Origin of the sequence: Wenxinia saemankumensis, from assembly GCF_900141735.1 — a bacterium.
Classification (GTDB): domain Bacteria; phylum Pseudomonadota; class Alphaproteobacteria; order Rhodobacterales; family Rhodobacteraceae; genus Wenxinia; species Wenxinia saemankumensis.
Window position 1 is genome coordinate 219,367 of record NZ_FQYO01000003.1, and the last position, 19,688, is coordinate 239,054.

A 19,688-nucleotide genomic window follows, 5' to 3' on the forward strand; every position below is an offset into this window, starting at 1 on the left:
CTCTCCCCCGCTCCCGCATCGGCGCGGAAGGGTGTAGTCTGCCCCCTCATGGCGCACCAGTCCCGACGCACCCCCTCCACCTACGGCTTCGCCCGCACCTCCAAGCTGCTGGAGGGGCGGATCCGCAAGGCGTCCGAATCGCGCGGCTTCGCCGTCAGCCGGGTGCTGACCCACTGGGCCGAGATCGCGGGCGCCGACATGGCCGCGATCTGCCGGCCCGTGGAGATCAGCTATGCGCGCGGCGGGATCGGCGCGACCCTCACGGTCCTGACCACCGGGGCCCAGGCCCCGATGCTCGAGATGCAGAAGGAGCGGCTGGTCGAGCGGGTGAACGCCGCCTACGGCTACCGGGCCGTCGCCCGGCTGCGCATCACCCAGACCGCCGCGACCGGCTTCGCCGAGGGGCAGGCCAGCTTCTCCCCGGCGCCCGCCGCCGCCCCCCCGGGCCCCCCGCCGCCGGAGGCGGCGCGCATGACCGGCGCGGTCACGGACACGCAATTGCGACTTGCGCTCGAGGCGCTGGCAGCCAATGTCCTGAGCAAACGCACGTCCAAGACCGACGAGGAAAGCCGATGAAGACCTATCTCGCCGCCACCGCCCTGGGCCTGACCTTCGCCGCCGGGGGCGCCTGGATGCTGACCCGGCCTGGCGACGCCCCGCTCGGCGCGACCTCGATCCCGGGCGCCGCGATGGCGCAGGACGCCGCCGGCGACGCCCCCGCGGCCGAGGTCGACACCTCCTCCATCGTGGACATGGTGCAGGGATCCGAGGACGCGCCGGTCGAGATGATCGAGTATGCCTCGTTCACCTGCCCGCATTGCGCCGACTTCTCCGAGAACCAGTACCAGCAACTCAAGACCGACTACATTGATACCGGCCTGGTCCGGTTCACGATGCGCGAGGTCTATTTCGACCGCTTCGGCCTCTGGGCCTCGATGGTGGCGCGCTGCGGCGGCGAGATGCGCTTCTTCGGTATCGCCGAAGAGCTCTATGCCAGCCAGCGCGACTGGATCGCCGGCGGGCAGGACCCGGCGGCCATCGCCGAGAACCTGCGCACGATCGGGGTGCAGTCCGGTCTCGACGGCGAGGCCGTGGATGCCTGCCTCTCCGACGGCGACCAGGCCGCGACGCTCGTCGCCTGGTTCCAGGAGAACGCCGCGGCGGACGAGGTGAACTCCACCCCGACGCTGATCATCGACGGCGAGAAGTATTCCAACATGGCCTATGACGACCTCGCCGACATCATCGACGCGCGGCTCGAGGAGGCCGGGGTCGAGCCGCCGGCCCGCTAGGGGCGGCGCAGCGCCTCCAGCCTCTCGCCGAAGGGCCCCCAATCCGCGACCCTCAGCCGCACCGGCAGGGTCAGGACCCGGGGCCGGAAGGACGCCGGCAGCCGCGCGGCGTCCTTTTCCGTCGTGACGAGCTGAGCGCCGGCGGACCGCGCCTCGCGCTCGAGCCGCTGCAGCAGCGACAGGGGCAGCGCGGCATGGTCGGGCAGGGCGATCTCGCGCACGAGGATCGCCCCCTCGCCCCGGAGTGTGGCGAAGAACTTCCCGGGCCGCCCGATCCCGGCGAAGGCGAAGGCGCGAAGCCCGGCCCAGGGCAGACCCATCGCCAGGGGTTCCAGCCGGCCGCGCAGGCGGGGTAGGCAGTCCGTCGCCTCGCCCCAGCGCGCGTCGAACGCCGCCTGCTCGTCCTCGTCCCCGATGGTGAGCAGGGCATGCGCCCGCGCCAGGCCGTCCGGTATCCTCTCGCGCAGCGGTCCGGCCGGGATCGGCCGTCCGTTGCCGAAGCCCGCCCGCGCATCGGCGACGAGCAGGCACAGGTCCTTGGCCACCGAGGGGTTCTGGAACCCGTCGTCGAGGATCACGCAGCCCGCCCCCGCCGCCTCGGCCGCGCGGACCCCCGCCGCCCGGTCGCGGGCGATCCAGGTCGGGCCGAAGGCCGCGTGCAGCAGCGGCTCGTCCCCGACATCCGCCGCGACATGGCGTCGCTCGTCCACCTGAACGGGGCCGGCCAGCCGCCCGCCATGCCCGCGCGCCACGACATGCGGCGCGAGATCGGCCAGCCGCTCGCGCAGGGCGATGACCGTGGGGGTCTTGCCCGCGCCGCCGGCGGTCAGGTTGCCGACGCAGACGACCGGGATTCCGGCCCGGGCCCCCGCGCCGCGCGCCATCCGGCGCGCCGTCAGGCCGGCATAGACCGCGCCGAGCGGCGAGAGCAGTCGCGGCAGCAGGCCCGGCGCGGCGGGATCGGCGCTCCAGTGGCGGGGGGGGGTCACGCCGCCTCCCGTTCGAGTGCGGCGGCGACGAAGGACAGCGCCGCGTCCGTCGCCTCGGCCCCCTCGGTGGCGACGTCCCAGGCCGACCGGGCGAGCCGGGCAGCGGTCTCGGGCGAGAGCAGGGATTCGAGGGCCGGCCCCAGCTCATCGGGGCTCGAGAGCTCGCGCAGCGCGCTGCGCGCGCGCAGGGTCCGCGCCGCCTCTCCATGCGGGTCGGTCTGGGGGCCGACCAGCAGCGCCGAACCGAGCGACGCCGCCTCGAAGGGCGAGCGGCAGGCCCGCCCGGTGAGCGAGCCGCCGAGATAGGTGACGGGGGCGAGGCGGTACCACAGGCCCATCTCGGCGCAGCCGTCGGCGATGTAGGCATCGGTCGGCTCATCCGGCTCCTCGCCCTCGGCGCGGCGCCGCACGACGAGGCCCTCGGCCTCGAGCGCGGCGGCCAGCGGCTCGGCCTCTTCCGGCGTGGCGGGGGCGGCGACCATCAGAAGGCGATGGGTCCGGTGCGCGGCGTGGCGCTGCGCGGCGACGAGGAGCGCCGCCTCCTCGGCCGGGGCGCCGGCGGCAAGCCAGATCGGCCGCGGTCCCAGCGCCTCCAGCAGGTCGGCATGGTCCCGCCCCCGCACCGGCAGGGGCGGCGGCACCGCCCCCAGGGTTCCCGGCCGGCCCAGCGCCTCGGGCGGAAGGCCGAGCCGCCGCATGCGGGTCGCCACCGCGGCATCCGCCGGCAGGACGAGGCCGAAGCCCGAGAGGACCGGCCGCAGAACGCCGGGCATCCAGCTGCCGCCGTCGATCTGCAGGCCGTCCGCGTCGATCTCGGCGAGGCAGCGCGCCTCGCGCGGCAGCTCGCATTCGGCCAGCAGGACGGGGCGGAAATCGCCGCCCAGCCAGACCAGCGCGTCGGGGCGCCAATGCGCGAGGAAGCCGCGCACCGCCGCCATCTGGTCGGGCGGCGGCGGGGCGAGGCCGGGCCCGGTCCCCGTCAGCATCACCGCCGCGCCCTCTTCCGCCGCCTCGATCCGCTGGGCAAGAACACGGGCGCGGGCCGCGATGTCGGGCCGGGAGGCATGGATCCAGACCAGCGGGCCGGTCGGCCGGGCCGTCGCCTCCTCCAGCGGCAGACCGCCGCGCCGGAGCGCGAGATAGGCCGCGAGGGGGAGCGAGCGGTTCAGATCCCCAGCTCCTCCGTCGGGGAGGCGGGCGTCTCCTCGTCGCGCAGGCGGTGGATATGGGCGATGAAGTAGCGCATGTGGGCGTCGTCGACCGTGCGCTGCGCCTCGGATTTCCACGCGGCATAGGCCGATTTGTAGTCGGGATACATCCCGACGATATGCAGGTCGGCCACGTCGCGGAAGACGTTCTTCTGCGGGTCGACGAGCTCTCCCCCGAAGACGAGATGCAGGCGCTGGGTCATGGGCGGCCCTCCTTGGGCGGGGCTGTGGGATGCGCGCCCAAGGTAAGGGCGGCGGGGGGGTGGTCAAGCGGTCCGTCGCCCGCCCGACATGGCGGATGCAAGGGGCGGGCCGGGGGCCGGGGCGGAAGGGCCGGGCAAAGGCCGGCCGCTCAGGCCAGCAGGGCGCGCAGCGGCGATTGCACCGCCCCGCCCGCGACCATCCCGTCGAGCTGCGGATGCGCCGCGTTGAACCGGGCGGGGGCGCCGCGCCGGTCGGTGGCGGCGCCGCCGGCCTCGGTCACGAGCAGCGCGCCGGCGGCCACGTCCCATTCCCAGACCGGGCGCAGCGTCAGCATCGCGTCGTCCGCCCCCTCGGCCACGCGGGCCAGCCGGTAGGCGAGCGACGAGCGGAAGGTGCGCCGGAACGGCGGCAGGGCGCCTCCCGTCCAGTGATGCGGCGCGAGGGCGGGTTTGGCGGCCAGCACGGCGGCGCCCGCCACCTCCTCGCGCCGGCTCGCCCGGATCGGCGCGCCGTTCAGCGCCGCGCCGCCGCCCCGCGCCGCGGCGTAGAGGCGGCCATGCATCGGCAGCAGCACCACCGCCGCCACGGGCACGCCGTCCTCGACCACGGCGAGCGAATGGGCCCAGTCCTTCGCGCCCTCGGCATAGGCCCGCGTGCCGTCGATCGGATCGACCACGAAGACCCGGCGCGCGGCCAGCCGCTCGGGTCCGTCCGGCGTCTCCTCCGACAGCCAGCCATAGCCCGGCCGCGCGGCGAGGAGGCGGGCCCGCAGATGCGCGTCGACCGCCATGTCGGCCTCGGTCACCGGGCTGTCGTCGGGCTTCCACGTCGTGCGGAAGCCGCGCCGCGCGTAGCGCAGCGCGATCCCGCCGGCTTCCTCCGCCGCCTCGATCAGCAGGGCGAGGTCGGCGGCATCCGCCTCAATCGCCGGCAAGGGTGAGCCCGTCGATCAGCAGCGAGGGGACGACCCGGGTCAGCCACGGGCGGGCATCGTTGGACGGCACCAGCCGGGCCAGCATCTCGGTCAGGTTGCCGGCCACCGTGATCTCGCTGACCGGGTAGGCGGGCACCCCGTTCTCGATCCACATGCCCGAGGCGCCGCGGGAATAGTCGCCCGTGTTGGGGTTGATCGTCGCCCCGATGAACGAGGTGACGAGCAGCCCGGTCCCCATGTCGCGCATCAGCTCGTCCGGCGCGCGCGCGCCCTGCGTCAGCTCGAGATTGGTGACCGAGGGCGAGGGCGTGCCGGAGGTCGCCCGCGCGGCGTTCGCCGTGCTCTCCTCGCCCAGCTTGCGCGCGGTGGCGAGGTCCAGGATCCATCCCGTCAGCACCCCGTCCTCGACAATGGCGCGGCGGGCGGTCGGCAGCCCCTCGGCGTCGAACAGGCGCGAGGCCTGGACGCGGACACGGTGCGGATCCTCGACCAGCGACAGCCCCTCGGGCAGGATGCGCGTGCCCTTCGCATCCCGCAGGAACGAGGCGCCGCGCGCGATGGCCGACCCGCTGACCGCCTGCACCAGATGCCCGATCAGGCTGGCGGAGACGCGCTCGTCGAACAGCACCGGATAGGTGCCGGTCTTCGGCCGGCGCGCGCCCTGCCGCGCCGCCGCCCGCTCGCCCGCGAGGCGCCCGATCTCCTCGGGGGATCGCAGGTCGGCGGCGAAGATGCGGCTGTCGTGGTCCCAGTCGCGCTCCATCCCGGTGCCGCTGCCCGAGATCGCGACGCAGGAGATGGCGCGGTCGGTGCGCGCATAGCCGCCCTCGAACCCGTTCGTAGCCGCGAGGTGCACGCGGCGGCGCCCGAACCCGGCGCCGGCGGACTGCACCTGCGTCACGCCCTCGACCGCGCGGGCGGCGTCCTCGGCGCGGCGGGCGGCCTCTTCCAGCGCGGCGGGGTCGGGCTCGTCGCCGGGATCGGCGAGCTCCAGCCGGGCGGCGTCGCGCTCCCGCGCGAGCTGGCCGGGATCGGCCAGGCCGGCATGCGGATCCTCGGGCGCCTCGCGGGCCATCGCGACCGCTCGCTCGGCCATCCGCTCCAGCGTCGGGCCCCGCGCGTCGGAGGACGAGACGACCGCCTGCCGCCGCCCGATCAGGACCCGCAGGCCGAGGTCGATCCCCTCGGACCGTTCCGCCTCTTCCAGCGCGCCGGCGCGGACCCCGATCTCGATCTGCGTGCCCTCCACCGCGAGCGCGTCGGCCGCGTCGGCCCCCGCCTTGCGGGCGGCGCTCAGCAGGGCCTCGGTCAGCGCGGAGAGGTCGTGGGGCATGGGGCGGCCTTCGGGATCAGGGGCGTGCCGTGGCAGGTAGGCCCGCCCGCACCGGGGCGCAAGTGCGGGCCCTTCCCCCGCGGCCGGCCGGGGCCTAGACCGGACGAAGGATCGAGGGGAGGGGACGGCGATGGACGATCTGCAGCGCAGGGGCACGGCGATCCGCGAGGAGGTGCTGGGCACCGGTCACGTCGCGCGGGCCCGGGCGGGGGTCACCGCCTTCGACGCGCCGTTCCAGGAGCTGATCACCGAGGCCGCCTGGGGCCGGGTCTGGGCGCGGGACACGATCCCGCTGCGCGAGCGCTCGATGCTGACCATAGCCCTCCTCGCCGCGCTGGGGCAGGACGCGGAGCTCGAGCTGCATCTGCGCGCCACCGCCCGCACCGGCGCCAGCGAGGCCGACGTGATGGAGGCGCTGCTCCACGTCGCGATCTATGCCGGCGTGCCGCGCGCGAACCACGCGATCGGCATCGCGAAGCGCGTCTTCGCCGAGCGGGCGGACTGACCTCCCCCCGGGACAGGCGGCGCGGCCTTGCGGGCCGCGATTGTGCCTGCCGCCGGCAGGGCCGGCCGCGCCACCCGGGGGGGCACCCTGCAACGGGGGGGGGGCGCCCCGCCGGGACGCCCCCCCGTCCGGTCCCCTTCGGCCGTTACTGCAGGCGCTGGCCGTTGACGATCAGGTGACCCTGCTCGTTGACCTCTACCGTTGTCTCGAACTGGTCCTCGCCGGTCGAGCGGGCGAACATGCCCGACATCATCCGCGCCTGGTTCACCGCGTCGGGGGGCAGCAGGCCCATCCCGACGAGCGACTCCATCAGCGCGAAGGCGCCCGAGACGCGCAGCGCCAGGTCACCGGTCGGACGCGGATAGCCCGGGAAGGTCGTCGTGTCCGTGTTGTCGAAGGTGAAGGCGCCCTCGCCGGTCAGCTCCGCCCCCTCGACCGAGAGCTGCAGCTGGTCGAGGCTGGCCGAGTTCAGCTCGCCCGGCATCTCGGCCATCGCCAGCTCCTCCTGCTGGGCGGGGTCGAGCAGGTCGTAGAACAGCGTGGCCGTGCCCGACATCGCGAGCCGCAGCGTCGCCGGGGCGCGGGCGAACTGGCCCGAGGGGTCGAGCATCGACCAGATCATGTCGCTGATCACCAGGTCGACGAGATCGGCCGAGACCGACCATTCCGCCGGTTCCTCGGTCGCCGAGAGCGGCATCGACAGGCCGATCCCGTATTCCGACAGGCTCGCCTCGATCGGGAAGGGCAGGTCGGGCGTCAGGATGCTGAGGTCGAGCCCCGTGATCGCCGCGTCATAGCTCACCGCGTCGTAGTCGAAGGACATGTCGAGCGCGCTCGTCGCGGCCGAGACGGTGCCGGACCCGCTGTCGGGGCCGTCGTTGAACTCGAACATGTAGGCCGACTGGCCGATCGAGTAGGCCAGGTCCATCGCGAAGCCCTGCGCGAAGATGTCGGCCATCTCCTCGGGATCCGCCATCATGTCCATGCCGGGCGGGGTGGCGAGGAACATCTCCATCCCCAGATCCGCCGCCTGGCCGGACAGGAAGAAGACCACCTCGTCGCCCTCGCTCACGTCGATCAGCACGTTCATGCCGCCGATCGCCATGTCGTAGTCGATCTCGCGCAGGTCGCCCTCGCGCATCGTGTAGCTGCCCGAGATGTCGTTGAGGGTCAGGCTCGCCTCGGCCGGGACCGGGTTGCCCCCGTCGACGAACTCGACCAGCGACAGCTCGACCGTGGGGGCGGTCACGTCGAACAGCATCTCCTCGGGGGTGCCGCTGGCTACGATCTGCTGGTCCGGCTGGCGCAGCAGGATCTCCATCCGCTCGCCGTCGTTCGCGCCCTCCTCCGGGCCGAGGATCAGGGTGATCTCGTCCGCCATCCCGACGGTGACGGTGCCGTCGCCGTTCTCGGTGAAGGTGAGCGAGCCCATGTCCGACGCGAAGCTCATGCCGTCGGTGACCGCGTCGACGCGGATGTTGGCGATCGTCAGCGTGTCGCCGTCCATCGTGGGCGCGTCGTAGGTCAGCCCGTCGCCGTAGACCTCGAAGCTGCCCTCCAGCATCGCCCAGACGTCCTCGGCGGTGACGTCGGCGGCGGCCGGCCCGGCGAGGACGAGCGCGAGGGCGGACACGGTGGCGGCGGACGCGTAATTGCGCGGACGGATCTGCATGAAGGAACTCCCCTGTCGAAATCTGCGCGGATGATCCTCCGTTCGGCCGCGCGGGGTCAAGGCGCGAAACCGTGTGCTCCGGCTGGACCGGCGGGGATCGCCGGCTAAGGTGACCGGGGCCCGGCCGGGCGGCCGGATCCGTGCCGGCGGCATGTCGCGACAAGGGGAGAGATGCGATGTCCATGGAAGGAAAGACGGTCCTCGTGACGGGGGCGAGCCGGGGCATCGGCGAGGCGGCGGCCCGCGCCTTCGCCGCCGCCGGGGCGAGGGTCGCCCTCACCGCCCGCTCGGCCGAGGAGATCGGGCGCATCGCGGCCGAGATCGGCGAGGGCGCCATCGCCATCCCCTGCGACGTCGCCCGCTACTGGGAGATGGAGGCCGCGATCGCCGCGACCGAGGACGCGTTCGGCGCGCTCGACGTGCTGATCGGCAATGCCGGCGCGATCGAGCCGATCGCCCATCTCGGCCGCGTCGACCCCGACGAATGGGGCCGGGTCATCGACGTGAACCTCAAGGGCGTGTTCCACGGGATGCGCGCCGCGCTGCCCGGCATGGTGGAGGCGGGCGGCGGCACGATCATCACCGTCTCCTCCGGCGCCGCCCACAACCCGGTCGAGGCCTGGTCGCATTACTGCGCGTCCAAGGCCGGCGCGGCGATGCTGACCGAATGCCTCGACCTCGAATATCGCGGGCGCGGCATCCGCGCGCTCAGCCTCTCGCCCGGGACCGTGGCGACGCAGATGCAGCGCGAGATCAAGGAGAGCGGCATCAACCCCGTCAGCCAGCTCGACTGGTCCGCCCACATCCCGCCCGACTGGCCGGCCCGGGCGCTGGTCTGGATGTGCGGGGCCGAGGCGGACGACCTGCTGGGCCGCGAGGTGAGCCTGCGGGACGAGGGCATCCGGTCCCGGATCGGCCTGGGGTGAGCGGCCATGTCGCCGTCACGGACGAGGCGGGCGGCGCGCTCCGCCTCGTCGTGCTGGACCGGCCGGACAAGGCCAACGCGCTGACCGGGGACATGCTCGAGGCGCTCTGCGCCGCGATCGGGGACTACCGGGGCCGGGCGCTGATCCTGAGCGGGCGGGGCCGTGTCTTCTCGGCCGGGGCGGACCTCTGCGCCGTGCGGCAGGGCCTCGGCGCCTCCCCGCTCTGGGAGAGGCTGTCGGGCGCCGTCGCCGCCTTCCCCGGCCTGTCGATCGCCGCGCTGAACGGGCCGGTCGCGGGCGGGGCCTGCGGGATGGCGCTGGCCTGCGACCTGCGCGTCGCCGCCCCGACGGCCGCGCTCTTCTACCCGGTCATGCGGATGGGCCTGACGCCCCCGCCCTCCGATCCCGCCCGGCTCGCGGCGCTGGTCGGGCCCGCCCGCGCCAGGGCGATCCTCCTCGCCGGGCACCGGGTCGAGGGCGCGGCGCTGGAATCCTGGGGCCTCGCCCAGGCCATGGCCGCGGATCCGCTCGCGGCGGCCCGCGCATGGGCCGCCCCCGCCCTCGCCGCGCCGGAGGGGCTGACGGCGCGCATCGCGGCGCTGATCCCCTGAGGCCGGGCGGGGTCGCCCCGCATCAAGCGATCCGGCCGATGCCCGCGACCCGCCGCGCATCCGCGATGCCCCCCCTGCCTGCGGCCCGTTCGACGAAAACGATCCGCCCGAAGGCCGCGATGCGCCCCGCCGCCCGCGCCCCGCCGGGACGCGGCGCCCCGCCGCCCGCGTCCCCGCCGGGACACGGCGCCCGCCTCCCCCTTCGCAGGGTCCGCAAATACCGTCCGCACCCACCGTCCCGCGCTTCGCCGGGCGCCCGGGGCCCTGCGCCGACATTTGCCCGGGACGGGTGTCCGGCCCCGCCGCCCGCGTCCCCGCCGGGACACGGCACCCCGCCTCCCCCTTCGCAGGGTCCGCAAATACCGGCCGCGCCCGCAATCCTGCGCCGCCGCCGGGCGCCCGGGCCCCTCCGCCGAGATTTCCCCGAACGGGTCTCCTGCCCCGCCGCCGGCTGTCCCGCGCCTTGGCCGCCCGCTAGCGCCGGGATCTCCGCCTGCCCGGCACCTTCGACGTGAAATCGGGCGGCCGCTTCGCCACCCAGGCGGCGAACCTTGCCAGCCGGGGATGGGCGCGCAGGGCCTCGGGCGTGTTCCACTCCCGCGCGAGCTCGGCCTCGCCGAGCGCCGCGTGGATCTCGCGGTGGCAGATGTGATGCATCAGAACCGTGGGGCCGCCCTTGCCGCCCTTGAGCCTCGGGATCAGGTGGTGGAGGCTCTGCGGCACGCCCGGCGGGATCGGGCGCAGGCAGAGCGGGCAGATCGGGTCGGGCGTGTCGGCATCCATGACCAGCGAGGATGAGGCGCCGGCCGCGCGCGGCAAGGCGCTGGTGATCGGCGCCGGTCCCGCCGGCCTCATGGCGGCCGAGGAGATGGCCCGCGCCGGCCTCGCCGTCACCATCGCCGAGCGCATGCCCTCGCCCGCGCGCAAGTTCCTGATGGCCGGCAAGTCGGGGCTCAACCTGACGATGGATCGCGGGATCGACGCGTTTCTCGACGGGTTCGGCCCGGGCCTGCCGGATCCCGTGGCCCGGGCCGTCCGCGCCTTCGGCCCGGCCGAGGTGATCGCCTGGGCCGAGGGGCTGGGACAGCCGGTCTTCACCGGCTCCACCGGGCGGGTCTTTCCCACCGCGATGAAGGCCTCGCCCCTGCTGCGGGCCTGGCTGGCGCGGCTGGCCGGGCAGGGGGCGCGGCTGCTGACCCGCTGGCACTGGACCGGGTGGGACGGGGCGGGGGCCGCCTTCGCCACCCCGGAGGGGCCGCGCGTGCTGCACCCGGACGTGACCGTGCTCGCCCTCGGCGGGGCGAGCTGGGCGCGGCTCGGCTCCGACGGGCAATGGGCGGAGAGGCTGGGCCCCGTGGCCCCGTTCCGCCCGGCGAATTGCGGCTTCGACGTCGCCTGGTCGGACCACATGGCGCCCCTGCTCGGCCAGCCGGTCAAGGGCGTGGCCCTCTCGGCCGGGGGGCTGACCTCGCGCGGGGAATTCGTCCTCTCGGCCCGGGGGATCGAGGGCGGCGGGATCTACGCCGTCAGCCGGGCGGTGCGGGACGGGGCGCCGCTGCTGCTGGACCTCAAGCCGGACTGGTCGCCGGCCCGCATCCGCGCGGCGCTGCAGGGCAAGGCCAGCCTCGCCAACCGTTTGCGCAAGGGGCTGCGCCTGCCTCCCGTATCGGCCGCTCTGCTGAACGAGTTCGGCCGCCCCTTTCCCGACGATCTGGCCCCGCTCATCAAGGCGCTGCCGGTCCGCCATTCCGGCCCCCGCCCGCTGGACGAGGCGATCTCGACCGCCGGCGGGCTGCGCCTCTCCGGGCTGGACGGGCTCATGCTGCGCGGCCGCCCGGGCACCTTCGCCGCCGGAGAGATGCTGGACTGGGAGGCGCCGACCGGCGGATGGCTCATCACCGCCTCCCTCGCCACCGGCCGCGCGGCGGGACGGCAGGCCGCCGACTGGCTGTCGGACGGGGGGCGGGGATAGGACCCGCCCGGAGCCTTCGCCCGCGCCGCGGAACGCCGGACGATCGGGCCGGCCAGTCGCCCTCGCGTCGGGTACGGCGATCCCTTCCGGGAGGCGAGGGGGAAAACCGGGGGCGTCGAAGGCCGTGCGGAGCGCCGGACGACCGGCCCGCGCCACCTTCCTGCCGGTCCTTCCCCTGGAGGCGCGGCGTCAGGCCGGGAGGGGCGGACCCCGTCGGCACACGGCGAAGCCGGATCGAGAGAGGGGATCGGGCGAGGGGGATCCGCGCCGCCCCCGGCGCCCGTGCCCCGTAGCGCCGCTCCCGGCGCCGGTCCTCCTAGGCAGACCGGGCCGCTAGGCCCACGCCATCCGCCCCGGAGCGAAGATCGGCCCGCTTCCCCCGTGCCGGAACCGGCGAGGCGGGGGAACGAGCGCGCCGGCGCGGCGCAGCCCCCTTCGCCGTGCGGTTCGCCCTCGGCGCCAGCGGCTGATGTCAGGGCCGACCCCCCGGCGGACCCGCCCTCAACGCGTCAGCCAGAGGATGTCGAACCGGCTCTCCAGGATCGGGTCGGGCAGCAGCAGCCGCGCCTGCCCGGGCCCGGCCTGCTCGAACCAGCCGACCTGCGCGACGGTCTGCCCCGGCTCCACCGGGGTCTGGTCCTCGGGGGGCAGGCCCGCATAATCCGTCGCGGGGCCGCCATCGACCCAGGCCGTCCCGGTATAGAGCGCGGGGACCTCGCCGGCATGGATGGTGCCCCCCATCCGCTGCGAGCCGGTCAGCTTCTCCAGCCGCCAGCCCCCTTCGCCGGCGGTGATCCGGCAGGCGAAGGGCGCGTAGACGACGAGGTCCGAAAGCTCGCCCATCTTGATCGTGCGGCAGGACCAGTCGCCCTCGGGCGCGATTTCGCCCGGCACGCCGGACAGCGACTCGACCAGCAGCTCCACGTCGGCGGGCGCCCCGGCGGCGAGCGCGCCGTGCAGCGCGGCGCCAAGCGATGTCTCCCAACCCGCCAGCCGCCCCGCATCGGCGGGCCGCAGCTCCTGCGCGGCCACCGGGGCGGCGACCAGCGCGAGGGCGACGAGCGCGCCCCTCATATCGCATGCGCCTTGAGGATGTCGATCTCCACGATGTCGAGCGCGCGGGCATGGGTCGCGGAGAGGTCGATCCGGGGCGCGCAGCCCTCCTCGTGCGCCTGCAGGAACCGCGCGGCGCAGAGGCACCAGCGATCCCCCGGTTTCAGCCCCGGAAACCCGAATTCGGGGCGCGGCGTGGACAGGTCGTTCCCGACATAGGCCGAGAAGGCCAGGAACTCGGCGGTCATCACGGCGCAGACCGTGTGGCTGCCGGCATCCGCCGCGCAGGTGTCGCAGGACCCGTTGCGGAAATAGCCGGTCATCGGGTCGGTTCCGCAGGGCCGCAGCTTCTGTCCCAATACGTTGACGGAGAGGTCCGGCTCCATCTGTCACCTCCTTCCGAATCCCCGCCGCAGAAGGTGTCCCGCACCGACCCGCGATCAAGGGCGCGCCGGGTCCGCGTCACGCGGCGCCGCGCGCACCGTCCCGCAGACGTGCCGTCCAACGGCGCGGGGAGGGGGGGGCGAGGGCGGCGCTGCCGACCCTTCCCGGCCCGCCTTCTCCCGTAGTCCGGACGGGCGTCGCGGGGCTGGTGCGGCCCGGCCCGCGGCCGCAGCGGACGGCGGGCGACCTGCCGCTCGACCGGCCCGCCCCCGATCCGGTGGGCTCGGCGCGCGGGCCCCCGGCAGGGGTCAGAATTCCACGCCCTTCTGCGCCTTCACGCCCGACCGGAACGGGTGCTTCACCAGCTCCATCTCGGTGACGAGGTCCGCGATCTCGATCAGGTCGGAATGGGCGTTGCGCCCGGTCAGGACGACATGGGTCATCTCGGGCCGCTGCGTGGTCAGGAAGGCGACCACCTCCCCGGCATCGATGTAATCGTAGCGGATCGCGATGTTGATCTCGTCGAGCAGCACCATCCGGATGTTCTCGTCCCGGATCAGCTCCTTGGCCTTCGTCCAGGCGGCCTGCGCCATCTCGATGTCGCGCGCCTTGTCCTGCGTCTCCCAGGTGAAGCCCTCGCCCATCGTGTGAAACTGGCACAGATCGCCGAAGCGCTCGGTGATGAGCGTGCGCTCCCCGGTCTCCATCCCGCCCTTGATGAACTGCACCACCGCGCAGGGCATGCCGTGCGCGATCATGCGGAAGATCATTCCGAACGCGGCCGAGGACTTGCCCTTGCCCTTTCCGGTATGGACGATGACGAGACCCTTCTCGCCGGTCTTGGTCGCCATGATCTTGTCGCGGGCGGCCTTCTTCTTGGCCATCTTGGCGGCGTGGCGGTCGGCATCGGGCACGCCGCCGGGCGCCGCTGGACCCGTGTCGTTCGTCGTCTCGTCGGTCATGGCGTCTCCTCTTTTCGGGTAGGCGGCGTGGCCACCTCGGGAAGGGGGTGCATCCAGGCGATCCGCTCCTCGACGAAGTCGTGCGAGGTCGGCGTCACCGATCCGGCATCGTCCAGCAGCGCGGCCATCAGGTCGACCGAGTCCGGACGCTCGTCCCAAAGGAAGGCGAGCGGCGAGCCGCAGGTGCCGCAATGGCTGCGCGTCCGCCCGGGGGAGGAGGCGTAGGACGCGACCGGCCCGTCGATCTCCAGCCCCGCCCTGCGGACCCGGACGAAGGTCGCCATCGCGGCCCCGGTATGGCGGCGGCAGCTCTCGCAATGGCAATGCCCGCACCAGAGCGGCGGTCCCTCGGCGCGGAAGGTCACCGCGCCGCAGAGGCAATGTCCGGTCAGGGCGGGTCCGGTCACGGCAGGTCCTTCTCGAAGGTGATCGATGTGGGGGAAGCGTAACCCGGATGGGCATGCCTCGCCACCTCGACGAATCCCATCGCCGAGAAGGCGCGCTGGTTGCCGGTCAGCTCCACCCGGACCTGCAGGCGCAGGCGCGGCAGGCCGAGGGCCCGGGCGCGCGCCCCGGCGAGATCGACCAGCCCGCGGGCGAGGCCGCGGCCCCGCGCCGCCTCGTCCACCGCCAGCTTGCCGAGGTAGAGCGCGCCCTCCTGCGGGGTCAGCGTCACCGTGGCCCTGACCGGATCGCCGAGCGCCCAGACCTCGCCCGCCCGGGCCGGAACGTCCATCGCGGCGGCGTCGAGCCGGAGGAGGGAGGACGGCGGGTCGATCCGCCCCTCCATGTAGGCGAAGGCCCGGTGCAGCAGCCCCAGCACCTGCGCCAGCGCCGGGTCGCCGGGGGCGAGGCGGCGGGGCGCGGTCACGTCGGATCGCCGCCGCTGGGCCTTGCCCGGAAGGCGGCCGGAGGGAGGGGGCGGGGCCCGCGCGCGGCGCCGCTGAGGCGGCCCGGCCACAGCGCCCGGGCTTCGTCGCGCGGCTTTCGCAATCGACTGGAAACCTTTTCGCGGTTCACGGCCTTGTCACCCCGAACGCGGCGCCGCCCGCCGCCCCGAATCCGGTCTGCCACCATGAAATACTTCTCCCTCGCCCTGCTCTTCGTCTATCTCGGCATGGCGGCCTTCGCCGTCGGCTGAGCGCCCCCGCCCGTTTCCGCCAGGGCTGTTTCCCACCGGGCTGTTTCCACCCCGCCGTTCCCGCCGCCCCCGTTTCCATACGGCCGACAGTCGCTCACGCCTCCGGCGCGTCCTGCGGCCACGGCTCGACGGTGAGCTCGGGCCAGATCGCTTTCTGCCGCCGCGCCTTCTCCTCGTGGGTGGCGCGGCTCGCGCGCAGCGGGTTCGGCACCAGCCGGAAGGCGAAGATCGGCTCGAGCCCGTAGGGGGCGTGGATCTCCAGCCCCGACGCCGCTAGCCGGATCCCGACCGCATGGGTGCGGAGCGCGAAATTGTCGATGCCCTCCCGGGCCGAGCCGAGAGGCGGGTAGGGCGCGCCGAACCTCGCCTCGTACCACAGGTGGACCCGCGCCTGGTTGCGCAGCTCGACCGGCGGGTCGGGCGGAAGGCGCGCGGCGAGGGCGCGCTGCCGGGCATCCTCGGCATCCCACGAGGTATCGGGATCGAAGCAGAACACGTCGATGTCGCGCACGCCGTGCAGATCGGGCCGGCCGGCCAGGTGGTTCCAGACCTGCTGGTAGACCGCGCCCGAGACAAGCCAGCCGTCCGGCAGTCCGGTCTCGCGGATCGCCGAGAGAACCCGCATCAGCACCGGGCTGGCCCGCACGATCCCCTCCAGCGCGGCGCGCTGGGCGGCCCCGCCGGTGCCGGAATGGCGAAGGTGGCTCATCGCCGGGCGCCGCGCAGTGCCTCGATCCGGCCGCGCGCGGAATTGGAGCGCGGCCGCCAGAGCCCTCGGTCGATCGCCTCCTGCAGGCGGTCCGCGATCTCGGCCAGAGCGGGGGCGTTCGCCTTCGCGATGAAGTCGCGGGTGGCGTCGTTGGCGAGGAACGCCTCCTCCACCAGGTCGAAATGGTGGTTCGCGACCGCCCCCGTCGTCGCGGCATAGGCGAAGAGGTAGTCGACCGTCGCCGCGATCTCGAACGCGCCCTTGTAGCCGTGCCGCTTCACCCCCTCGATCCATTTGGGGTTGACGACGCGCGACCGGACGACGCGGGCCAGCTCGTCCTCGAGGCTGCGGATCACCGGGCGCTCGGGGCGCGAATGGTCGTTGTGGTAGACGGGCCGGCGCCGGCCCTGCAGATGCTCCACCGCCGCGGCCGCGCCGCCCTCGAACTGGTAGTAGTCGTCGCTGTCGAGCAGGTCGTGCTCGCGGTTGTCCTGGTTCTGGACGATGGCCTCGGTCTGGCCCAGCCGCTCCTCCAGGCCCGCCCGGTCCGGCACCCCCTCCTGCGCGGCGCCGTAGGCGTAGCCGCCCCATTCGAGATAGGCACGGCCGAGATCGGCGCTCTCGGACCAGAGCCGCTCGTCGATCAGCGCCTGCAGGCCCGCCCCGTACGCGCCGGGCTTGCTGCCGTAGACACGCGCGGCGCCCTCGCCCGCGCGGGCCCGGGCGGCGGCGGGATTGTCCTGCGCCGGCTCGTCCAGCGCCTGCACGGCGCGGGCGGCGCTGTCGACGAGGGCGACGAGCTGGGGAAAGGCGTCGCGGAAGAAACCCGAGATCCGCAGCGTGACATCGACCCGGGGCCGTCCGAGGACGGAGAGCGGCAGCACCTCGAACCCCGTCACCCGGCGGTTCGCGGAATCCCAGCGCGGCTTGACCCCCATCAGGGCCAGGGCCTGAGCGATGTCGTCGCCGCCCGTGCGCATGTTGGCCGTGCCCCAGGCGGTGACCAGCAGGCTGCGGGGCCAGTCGCCCTCGCGCTGCAGATGGGTCTCGATCAGCAGGTTCGCCGATTTCCATCCCAGCGCCCAGGCGGTGGGGGTGGGCACGGCGCGGCTGTCGACCGAGTAGAAGTTGCGCCCCGTCGGCAGCACGTCGGGCCGGCCCCGCGTCGGCGCGCCCGACGGGCCGGGAGGGATCGCGCGCCCCTCCAGCCCGCGCAGCAGCGCCGCCCCCTCGGCCGGGCCGCAGACGGCGAGGGTCGGGGCCATCCGCCCCGCGATCCAGTCGAGCACGGCGTTGGTGGCGGGGCCGGGTGACGCTCGGCTGTCGCCATCGCCCCACCCGCCCTCCCGCAGGGCGCCCTCCACCAGGTGCTGCGCCAGCAGTTCCAGCCGCTCGACGCTGTCGCCCTGGCTGCGCCAGGCATCGCCCGACAGGTCCGCCAGCGCGTCCGGCCGCGCCTCCGCCGGGGCGGCCATGTCGCAATCGAGCGGATCGAAGCCGAGCCCCAGATCCGCCGCCATCGCCCGCAGCAGCGAGGCGCCGCCCCCGGTTCCGTCGCCGCGCGGCACCCGGGCCAGCGCGATCAGCGTGTCGCGGGCGAGCCGCCCCTCGGGGCTCTGGCCGAAGACGTGGAGCCCGTCGCGGATCTGCGCCTCCTTCAGTTCGCAGAGCCAGGCGTCGAGCCGGCCGAGATCCTCTCCCTCCACCCCGGTGAAGCCCGCATCGCGGTCGATCCCGGTCGCGGCGGTCAGGGACAGGATCTCGCGGCGCAGACGCTCGGTCCGGCGCGGATCGACGCCGGCCGCCTCGTAGTATTCGTCGACCAGCGCCTCGAGATCGCGCAGCGGCCCGTAGCTCTCGGCCCGGGTCAGCGGCGGTGTGAGGTGGTCGAGGATCACCGCCGCCGCGCGCCGCTTGGCCTGCGTGCCCTCGCCGGGATCGTTGACGATGAACGGATAGAGATGCGGCACCGGCCCCAGCGCGATCTCGGGCCAGCATTCCCCCGACAGCGCCACCGCCTTGCCCGGCAGCCATTCGAGGTTGCCGTGCTTGCCCATGTGGACGACCGCGTCCGCCCCCCAGTGATCGGTGATCCAGCGGTAGAAGGCGAGATAGCCGTGCGGCGGGACGAGATCGGGGGCGTGGTAGGTCTCGGCCGGGTCGACATTGTAGCCCCGCGCGGGCTGCAGGCCGATCGTCACGTTTCCGAAGCGGTGGAGGGAGAGGCGGAAGGCGCCCTCTTCTGCACCCTCTTCTGCGGCGTCGTCCGGGCGGGGGGCGGGTGCCGAGGTATTCGGGACCCCTGCGAAGAAGGGATCGTCCGCCGGGGCGCCCCAGCGATCCGCGAGGCGCCGGGCCACGGGGTCGGGAAGGGTCCGGTGCCAGGCCTCGTAGACGGAGAGCGGCAGCGCCTCGCCGCCCTGCCGCTCCACCCGGTCGGTCAGCCAGTTGGTCGGGCCGGCCAGAAGGCGCTCCATCAGGGCAGCGCCGTCCTCGGGCGCGCCGCCGGTGTCGTAGCCGGCCTCGCGCAGCAGGCGCAGGACATGGGCGGTGGCGGCGGGCGTGTCGAGGCCGACGCCGTTGGCGAGCCGCCCGTCGCGGTTGGGATAGTTGGCGAGGACGAGGGCCACCTTGCGCGCGGCCGGGGGCGTCCGGCGCAGCCGGGCGCACCGAGCGGCGAGACGGATCGTCCAGTCGATCCGGTCCGGGACCGGGCGCCAGGCGGCGACGGGGCATTGCGTGGCCGTATCGAAGAAGGCCTCGGCCTTGAAGCTGGCGGCCCGGGTCAGGATCCGGCCGTCCACCTCCGGCAGGGCCACGTTCATCGCGATGTCGCGGGCGGAGAGGCCGGCCTGTCCATCCGCCCAGGCCGCCTCGGTTCCGCCCGACAGCACGACCTGCAGCACCGGCGCCGCGTTCGCCGCCGGACCCGCGAGAGGGTTGGCGGAGGGGTCCGCCCCCTCGTGCGGGGTGCCGGTGGCGAAGGCGGTGCAGTTCAGGATCACCTCGGGCGGGGCCTGCGCGAAAAGCCCCTCCAGCACGCCCTGGCTGACCGGGTCCTTCAGCGAGGCGACGAAGACGGGGAGGGGGGCGAGCCCGGCCGACAGGGCGCCGCGGATCGCGGCGTCGATCGGGGCGAGGCCGGCGCCCTGGACGAGCGCGCGGTAGAAGACGATCGGCAGGAGCGGCGCGCCCGGCGCCCAGTGGGCGCGCAGCGTGTCGAGGCCGGGCGCGGTCTCGCCCGGCCAGTAGAGGCCGGCCCGCGGCAGCGGCCGGGCGGCGGGCGGCGCCCCGGTCCCGTCCAGCATGTGCCGCGCATGGGCGAGGAAGGCGGCGGCGTTCTGCGCGCCGCCCTCGACGAGGCAGGACCAGAGCGCGTCGTAATCGGCATCCGCGATCGTCGAGAGGGCGCGCAGCTCGGGATCGGGCCGGTCGTCGCCCGGCAGCAGGGCGAGCGGCACGCCCGCCTCGCGCAGGCGGGCGGCGTATTGCTCGGCCCCGTAGCGCCAGTAGCCCAGGCCCCCGAGCAGGCGGATCACGACGAGGCGGCTCTTCGTGGCGCAGCTGTCGAGATGCAGGTCCACCGACATCGGGTGGGCCAGATGGGCGAGGCTGGCGAGGCGCAGGCTCGGCGGCGCGTCCATCTCCGCGCGGGCCCGGGCAAGCAGCGCGATCTCGGTGTCGGCGGCCGTGATGACGACGAGGTCGGCCGGATCCTGCGCGAGGTCGACCGGCTCGGTCCCGTCGTCGATGGCGCCGGGCTGGGCGGCGAGAAGATGCATCGGGTCGGCCT

20 protein-coding genes are annotated in these 19,688 nt (G+C 74.5%); 6 read left to right on the plus strand and 14 right to left on the minus strand.

All coding sequences use genetic code 11. From position 1 onward, the window contains the following. Positions 1-48 precede the first annotated feature (48 nt). Together BUE30_RS08555 and BUE30_RS08560 are read left to right on the plus strand one after the other, a co-directional pair. The gene (locus tag BUE30_RS08555; RefSeq protein ID WP_073328567.1) at positions 49-576 is read left to right on the plus strand and encodes a DUF721 domain-containing protein; all 528 of its coding nucleotides are present in this window, start codon (positions 49-51) and stop codon (positions 574-576) included. Further along, positions 573-1,292 carry a DsbA family protein gene (locus tag BUE30_RS08560; RefSeq protein WP_073328572.1) on the plus strand — a complete coding sequence of 240 codons (720 nt, stop codon included), beginning with the start codon at positions 573-575 and terminating at the stop codon, positions 1,290-1,292. The genes BUE30_RS08555 and BUE30_RS08560 overlap by 4 nt, the downstream gene beginning before the upstream one ends. Here BUE30_RS08560 and lpxK read toward each other — a convergent pair. From lpxK to BUE30_RS08585, 5 genes are all read right to left on the minus strand, one after another. Continuing rightward, on the minus strand, positions 1,289-2,281 hold the full coding sequence (gene lpxK / locus BUE30_RS08565; protein ID WP_073328576.1) for a tetraacyldisaccharide 4'-kinase: 993 nt from the start codon (positions 2,279-2,281) through the stop codon (positions 1,289-1,291). The two genes, BUE30_RS08560 and lpxK, sit on opposite strands and share 4 nt — an antisense overlap. Next, the gene (locus BUE30_RS08570) at positions 2,278-3,561 is read right to left on the minus strand and encodes a 3-deoxy-D-manno-octulosonic acid transferase (RefSeq protein WP_244526342.1); all 1,284 of its coding nucleotides are present in this window, start codon (positions 3,559-3,561) and stop codon (positions 2,278-2,280) included. Before BUE30_RS08570 ends, lpxK begins: the two co-directional genes overlap by 4 nt. Further along, a complete protein-coding gene (locus BUE30_RS08575) occupies positions 3,447-3,692 on the minus strand; it encodes a DUF4170 domain-containing protein (RefSeq protein ID WP_073328579.1) in 246 nt (81 codons plus the stop codon). Before BUE30_RS08575 ends, BUE30_RS08570 begins: the two co-directional genes overlap by 115 nt. Positions 3,693-3,841: 149 nt before the next feature. After that, positions 3,842-4,627 carry a 3'(2'),5'-bisphosphate nucleotidase CysQ gene (locus BUE30_RS08580; RefSeq protein WP_244526315.1) on the minus strand — a complete coding sequence of 262 codons (786 nt, stop codon included), beginning with the start codon at positions 4,625-4,627 and terminating at the stop codon, positions 3,842-3,844. After that, complete coding sequence (locus BUE30_RS08585; protein WP_073328582.1) at positions 4,614-5,960, minus strand: TldD/PmbA family protein; 1,347 nt, start codon at positions 5,958-5,960, stop codon at positions 4,614-4,616. The genes BUE30_RS08580 and BUE30_RS08585 overlap by 14 nt, the downstream gene beginning before the upstream one ends. A 130-nt stretch (positions 5,961-6,090) precedes the next feature. Between BUE30_RS08585 and pcaC the strand changes: the two genes are divergently transcribed. Continuing rightward, positions 6,091-6,465, plus strand: coding sequence for a 4-carboxymuconolactone decarboxylase (pcaC, locus tag BUE30_RS08590; protein WP_073328587.1), 375 nt, complete (start codon positions 6,091-6,093; stop codon positions 6,463-6,465). Positions 6,466-6,610: 145 nt separating this feature from the next. Here pcaC and BUE30_RS08595 read toward each other — a convergent pair whose 3' ends face one another. Then, complete coding sequence (locus BUE30_RS08595) at positions 6,611-8,137, minus strand: DUF2125 domain-containing protein (RefSeq protein WP_073328591.1); 1,527 nt, start codon at positions 8,135-8,137, stop codon at positions 6,611-6,613. Positions 8,138-8,313: 176 nt separating this feature from the next. On the opposite strand from BUE30_RS08595, the gene BUE30_RS08600 reads away from it, so the two are divergent. Further along, entirely contained in the window at positions 8,314-9,063 is a 750-nt protein-coding gene (locus tag BUE30_RS08600) for an SDR family oxidoreductase (protein WP_073328594.1), read from the plus strand. Further along, positions 9,060-9,674: an enoyl-CoA hydratase/isomerase family protein gene (locus BUE30_RS08605; RefSeq protein WP_073328599.1), complete on the plus strand. Its 615-nt coding sequence runs from the start codon at positions 9,060-9,062 to the stop codon at positions 9,672-9,674. Before BUE30_RS08600 ends, BUE30_RS08605 begins: the two co-directional genes overlap by 4 nt. 474 nt (positions 9,675-10,148) lie before the next feature. On the opposite strand, the gene BUE30_RS08610 is transcribed toward BUE30_RS08605, so the two are convergent. Next, positions 10,149-10,457 carry an HNH endonuclease family protein gene (locus BUE30_RS08610; protein WP_073328602.1) on the minus strand — a complete coding sequence of 103 codons (309 nt, stop codon included), beginning with the start codon at positions 10,455-10,457 and terminating at the stop codon, positions 10,149-10,151. On the opposite strand from BUE30_RS08610, the gene BUE30_RS08615 reads away from it, so the two are divergent. After that, the gene (locus tag BUE30_RS08615) at positions 10,456-11,646 is read left to right on the plus strand and encodes a BaiN/RdsA family NAD(P)/FAD-dependent oxidoreductase (protein WP_073328606.1); all 1,191 of its coding nucleotides are present in this window, start codon (positions 10,456-10,458) and stop codon (positions 11,644-11,646) included. The two genes, BUE30_RS08610 and BUE30_RS08615, sit on opposite strands and share 2 nt — an antisense overlap. Positions 11,647-12,147: 501 nt before the next feature. Here BUE30_RS08615 and BUE30_RS08620 read toward each other — a convergent pair. The 7 genes from BUE30_RS08620 to cobN all read right to left on the minus strand — a co-directional run bounded on the left by BUE30_RS08620 (position 12,148) and on the right by cobN (position 19,677). Continuing rightward, on the minus strand, positions 12,148-12,720 hold the full coding sequence (locus BUE30_RS08620; RefSeq protein ID WP_073328610.1) for a DUF4893 domain-containing protein: 573 nt from the start codon (positions 12,718-12,720) through the stop codon (positions 12,148-12,150). Next, complete coding sequence (locus tag BUE30_RS08625; RefSeq protein WP_073328615.1) at positions 12,717-13,085, minus strand: DUF2237 family protein; 369 nt, start codon at positions 13,083-13,085, stop codon at positions 12,717-12,719. The genes BUE30_RS08620 and BUE30_RS08625 overlap by 4 nt, the downstream gene beginning before the upstream one ends. A 306-nt stretch (positions 13,086-13,391) precedes the next feature. Beyond that, positions 13,392-14,045, minus strand: coding sequence for a cob(I)yrinic acid a,c-diamide adenosyltransferase (cobO, locus tag BUE30_RS08630; protein ID WP_073328620.1), 654 nt, complete (start codon positions 14,043-14,045; stop codon positions 13,392-13,394). Then, the gene (locus BUE30_RS08635; RefSeq protein WP_073328625.1) at positions 14,042-14,452 is read right to left on the minus strand and encodes a GFA family protein; all 411 of its coding nucleotides are present in this window, start codon (positions 14,450-14,452) and stop codon (positions 14,042-14,044) included. Before BUE30_RS08635 ends, cobO begins: the two co-directional genes overlap by 4 nt. Continuing rightward, a complete protein-coding gene (locus BUE30_RS08640) occupies positions 14,449-14,916 on the minus strand; it encodes a GNAT family N-acetyltransferase (protein WP_073328630.1) in 468 nt (155 codons plus the stop codon). The genes BUE30_RS08635 and BUE30_RS08640 overlap by 4 nt, the downstream gene beginning before the upstream one ends. A gap of 364 nt (positions 14,917-15,280) precedes the next feature. Continuing rightward, positions 15,281-15,895, minus strand: a complete 615-nt coding sequence (locus BUE30_RS08645) for a nucleotidyltransferase family protein (RefSeq protein ID WP_073328634.1) — start codon at positions 15,893-15,895, stop codon at positions 15,281-15,283. Further along, positions 15,892-19,677 (minus strand): cobaltochelatase subunit CobN, encoded by a 3,786-nt coding sequence (cobN, locus tag BUE30_RS08650; protein WP_073328639.1) that lies wholly within the window; start codon positions 19,675-19,677, stop codon positions 15,892-15,894. The genes BUE30_RS08645 and cobN overlap by 4 nt, the downstream gene beginning before the upstream one ends. Positions 19,678-19,688 lie beyond the last annotated feature (11 nt).